Raw genomic sequence first — 301 nt, 5'->3', positions numbered from 1 at the left:
GACGCCAAGCCCATGGCTCCCAAGCGCACCCTGGTGACGGGCTGCAACGGCCAGCTGGGCCACGCGATCCGCGCCTACGCGGAAGCGCATGGTCTGGAGGGCTTCGAGTACACGGACATCGACGAGTTCGACTTCTCCGACCCGAAGGCATACGAGGCATACGATTGGAGCCTGTACGGCACGATCATCAACGCGGGCGCCTACACGGCCGTCGACAAGGCCGAGACCGCCGAAGGCCGTCCGATCGCGTGGAAGGCGAATGCCCAGGGTCCGGCTCTGCTGGCCAAGGTGGCCAAGGACC

General features: G+C 66.4%; 1 protein-coding gene. It reads left to right on the top strand.

Features of this window, described 5'->3' with window-relative positions:
* Positions 1 to 12: 12 nt before the first annotated feature.
* A partial coding sequence (locus tag EIK80_RS25405) for a sugar nucleotide-binding protein (RefSeq protein WP_199743640.1) occupies positions 13 to 301 on the top strand: 289 nt, incomplete at its 3' end.

It is taken from the genome of Caulobacter sp. 602-1 (assembly GCF_003931565.1).
Lineage (GTDB): Bacteria > Pseudomonadota > Alphaproteobacteria > Caulobacterales > Caulobacteraceae > Caulobacter.
This window is presented reverse-complemented; position numbering and strand designations above follow the sequence as displayed.